This window comes from Herminiimonas sp. (genome assembly GCF_030645555.1).
Taxonomy (GTDB): Bacteria; Pseudomonadota; Gammaproteobacteria; order Burkholderiales; family Burkholderiaceae_D; genus Oxalicibacterium.
This window is the reverse complement of the sequence record NZ_JAUSME010000276.1, coordinates 1-4,237: the sequence shown is the minus strand read 5'-3', so window position 1 is coordinate 4,237 and position 4,237 is coordinate 1. Positions and strand designations below refer to the sequence as shown.

At 56.9% G+C, this 4,237-nt stretch carries 4 protein-coding genes; all 4 read left to right on the top strand.

The annotated features are described in order from the left end of the window. Positions 1-2 precede the first annotated feature (2 nt). Positions 3-1,157, top strand: coding sequence for a glycosyltransferase family 2 protein (locus Q7T06_RS10580; protein ID WP_304784416.1), 1,155 nt, complete (start codon positions 3-5; stop codon positions 1,155-1,157). Next, complete coding sequence (locus tag Q7T06_RS10575) at positions 1,147-2,352, top strand: WecB/TagA/CpsF family glycosyltransferase (protein ID WP_304784414.1); 1,206 nt, start codon at positions 1,147-1,149, stop codon at positions 2,350-2,352. The genes Q7T06_RS10580 and Q7T06_RS10575 overlap by 11 nt, the downstream gene beginning before the upstream one ends. Before the next feature lie 247 nt (positions 2,353-2,599). After that, positions 2,600-3,619, top strand: coding sequence for a UDP-glucose 4-epimerase GalE (gene galE, locus Q7T06_RS10570; RefSeq protein ID WP_304784411.1), 1,020 nt, complete (start codon positions 2,600-2,602; stop codon positions 3,617-3,619). A gap of 46 nt (positions 3,620-3,665) precedes the next feature. Then, the coding region (locus tag Q7T06_RS10565; protein ID WP_304784409.1) for a nucleotidyltransferase family protein at positions 3,666-4,237 on the top strand (572 nt) is incomplete at its 3' end.

Genomic DNA, 4,237 nt, shown 5'->3' with positions numbered 1-4,237 from the left:
TGCTGCTGGTGCCGGCAGCGATTCCTGTTGCGGTGCTGCTGGTGCAGGCACTGGCAGCATCTGCGAAAACGCGTGCGCGGCCCTTGCCTGCAGGTCGCCGGCCTGGTGTTGCAGTCCTGGTGCCGGCACATAACGAAGCGGTCGGGATTGCCAATACGGTCGCCGCTATCCGCGAGCAGTTGCAGGATGGCGACCGGATACTTGTTATTGCAGATAACTGCACCGATGACACGACGGCTTTGGCGCTGGCTGCCGGCGCGCCGGTGCTGGAGCGCCACAACCTTGATCAACGCGGCAAAGGCTATGCGCTTGATTATGGCGTGCAGCAACTGGCGCTCAGTCCGCCGGAAGTCGTCATCATGATAGATGCCGACTGCACGTTAAGCCCGGGCTCGATAGACAGGCTCGCATGCGTGGCGCTGGCTGCGCAACGTCCGGTGCAGGCGCTGGACTTGATGCGCGCAAGAAAAAATTCCGGCTTGAAAATGCGCATTGCCGAGTTTGCATGGATCGTCAAGAACCAGGTGCGCCCGCTGGGTTTTCAGCGTCTCGGTTTGCCCTGTCAGTTGATGGGCACCGGCATGGCTTTCCCGTGGTCGCTGATTGGCGCCGCCTCGCTGGCAAACGGCAGCCTGGCCGAAGACATGAAGCTGGGCATAGAGCTGGCCAGAAAAAATGCAGCGCCGCTTTTTTGTGCCGACGCCTGCGTCACCAGTTATTTCCCTTCTGGCGAAGCAGCGGCGCGCCTGCAGAGAACGCGCTGGGAACATGGCCATATGGGCATGATCGTCAGGCATGGCTTGCCCCTGTTGTGGCAAGGCCTGGTGCAGCGCGACCGCATGTTGATCGCACTCGCGCTGGATCTGTGCGTGCCGCCGGTGGCCTTGTTGACGATCGTCACACTAGCCTTGTTCATCGTTGCTGCGTGCGCCTGGCTGGTCTTCGGCTGGCTGGCGCCGCTGCTCGTGGCTGGCATCAACATGCTGGCATTAACGCTGGCGGTGCTGCTGGCGTGGCGGCAGTTCGGGCGCAGCGTCCTCAGTTTGCATGATCTGTTTTCAAGCCTGGCTTATGTGTTCTGGAAAATACCTTTGTACCTGAAATTTTTTGTGAACCGCCAGGTCGAGTGGGTGAGGGCAAAACGCGATGCAGAATAATTTTCCACGGCCGGCCGGCGACAGGGCAAGCGAGCCCGGCCCTGCCTATCCAGTCAAGACCGATTTTCAGCGCCAGGTTTATTGCCTGCTCGGCTTGCCCTTCGATGCGATCACGATGGAGCAGGCGGTCGCAAAAGTCAGCGATGCGGGACGCAGCCGACAGCGCTGTTTTTTTTCCACGCCGAATCTGAATTTTGCGGTGACCAGTTTGAGCGGTGGCGACTTCCGTGATTCCGTCATCCGCAGTGATCTGTCGATAGCCGATGGCATGCCGCTGGTATGGATCGCGCATCTGCTGCGGGTGCCGGTACGCGAGCGGGTTGCCGGCTCGGCCCTGTTCGAAACCTTGCGCAACAAGCGCGGCAAAGTGCTGCTGGTTTATTTCTTTGGCGGCCCGGATGGCGTGGCAGAAATTGCTGCAGACCGGCTCAATGCAAGTACTTCCGGCCTGGTGTGTGTGGGTCATCATTCGCCAGGTTTCGACAGTATCGAAAACATGAGCAGCGCTGCCGCGCTTGCCGACATCAATGCCAGCCGGGCTGATCTTCTGGTGGTCGCGCTGGGAGCCAGGAAAGGCCAGGCGTGGATAGAACGCAACCTGCCGCAACTGCAAGTGCCGGTGGTCAGCCACCTGGGCGCAGTGGTGAATTTTGTGGCGGGCACCGTGGCGCGCGCACCGGTATGGCTAGGCCAGCTGGGTGGTGAATGGTTGTGGCGCATCAAGGAAGAGCCATCGCTATGGAAACGTTATCTTGGCGATGGCTTGATGCTGCTCAGACTGATGGCCATGCATGTCATCCCGTGTGCAGTGGCGACGCGATTGCACAGGCGCGATGCCGGCGCGGTAGCGGCAGCACAAGTGTCGCTCGCGACGCAGGGAAATCAATGCACGATCACGGCGCGCGGTGCATGGGAAGACGGCAATCTGGCGCCGCTGCGCGCAGCGTTCGACATCGCAACGCAAGCGCCGTCGCATGTCCGCGTTGATTTTTCCGCCGTCACGCATATAGATAGCGCCTGCATCGCATTGCTGATGCTGCTGTATGGGCATCAATCGAAAATCGGCCTGCGCTTTGAGTTGTGCGATGTGCAGCCGGCAGTGCAGCGTTTGTTGCGCCTGTTTTGTGCCGACTATCTGGTCGGGTCTGGCCAGGATAGCCGGCAGGATAAACCGGTCAGTATGTCGATGCAATGACGATGCGTGGCGATGCGCGCGGATGGAAGGTCATTTTAATGCTGCTTAAATAATAAGCACGGCCTTTCCATATACAAATGTTTCTTCGTACAGAAAATTTCTGATTAAAAACAATTTGATCATGCATGTGCTTCATTCCTGAAAACAGTAGTTTATTGCGCAATCTTTAGAGGGAAAAATGAACTTTGTCTTCGTTCCTTAATCTTTATAAAGGTGCAACTACGCATCGCCATGGATAAATGAACTCATGAAAATACTGGTAACTGGAGGGGCCGGTTACATCGGCTCACATACGTGTGTAGAACTCATCAAGGCCGGGTATCAAGTAGTAGTGGTCGATAACCTGTGCAACAGCAAATCATCGGTGCTGGATCGCATCGCCACGATTACCGGCGTCACGGTACCTTTCATGCAAGTGGATCTGCGCGAGCGCGAGCAGCTGGAAAAAGTGTTTGCCCAACACCGCTTCGATGCAGTGATGCATTTTGCCGGACTCAAGGCGGTAGGCGAATCGGTAGCGGAGCCGCTGCGTTATTACGACAATAATGTGGAGGGCAGCTTGGTGCTGTTTCAGGTCATGGCGCAGCATGATGTGCGCAATCTGGTATTCAGTTCATCGGCCACCGTGTATGGCGATCCTGCCACGGTTCCGATACTGGAAGATTTTCCATTGGCGGCGACCAATCCCTACGGCCGCAGCAAGCTGATGATAGAAGACATGCTGCGCGATCTGGCGACGTCCGATCCGTCGTGGCGGATTGCCTTGCTGCGCTATTTCAACCCGGCCGGCGCGCATGAGAGCGGCTTGATCGGCGAAGATCCTAACGATATTCCGAATAATCTTTTCCCTTATGTGGCGCAGGTCGCATCCGGCCGCCGTTCCCTGTTGTCGGTATATGGCGACGATTATCCAACCGATGACGGCACCGGCGTGCGCGATTACATACACGTGGTCGATCTGGCGAGCGGCCATGTGAAGACCCTGGCGAAATTAACCGACAGCGACGCCGGCGTGATGACCTACAACCTTGGCACCGGTCGCGGCAGCAGCGTGCTGCAGATGGTGAAAGCCTTTGAACATGCAAGCGGACGGCCGATTCCATATCAGGTCGTGGCGCGCAGGCCGGGCGATATTGCCGTCTGCTATGCGGATGCATCGCTGGCGCAACGCGAACTTGGCTGGCGTGCCGAGCGCAGCATAGAACAGATGTGTGCGGATTCATGGCGCTGGCAGGCGATGTCGGAAGAGCGTCACGCCTTTGCCTGAGCTTCACTATCCGATCAACACTCAAGCAAATAATTCAGGGGAAAACATGAAAGCAATGATACTTGCAGCAGGCAAGGGCACCCGTGTCCAGCCACTTACCTATGAACTGCCGAAACCGATGATTCCTATCCTGGGCAAACCGGTGATGGAATACCTGGTCGAACATCTGGTCAAGTACGGCATCCATGAAATCATGGTCAATGTCAGTTACCTGCATCAAAAAATAGAAGACTATTTCGGCGAAGGGCAGCGCTTCGGCGCGCAGATCGGTTATTCATTCGAAGGTTACATGTCGGACGAGGGCGAGGTCATGCCCAAGCCTATCGGGTCTGCCGGCGGCTTGAAAAAAATACAGGAATTCGGCGGCTTCTTCGATGAAACGACGCTCGTCATTTGCGGCGATGCGCTGATCGATCTGGATATCAAATCCGCATTATTCGAGCACAGGCAAAAAGGCGCGATGGTCAGCATCATCACGAAGGAAGTTGAACTGTCGAAGGCGCCTGATTACGGGATGGTGGTGACGGATGAGGATGGCCGCGTGCTGTCGTTCCAGGAAAAACCGCAGCCGGAAGACGCCTTGTCCAATCTGGCCAGCACCGGCATCTATATTTTCGA

What these genes read in the sequence shown, in the direction of transcription:
- Q7T06_RS10575 (WP_304784414.1), top strand. Translation starts at nt 1,147, where the DNA reads ATGCAGAATAATTTTCCACGGCCGGCCGGCGACAGGGCAAGCGAGCCC.
- galE (WP_304784411.1), top strand. Translation starts at nt 2,600, where the DNA reads ATGAAAATACTGGTAACTGGAGGGGCCGGTTACATCGGCTCACATACG.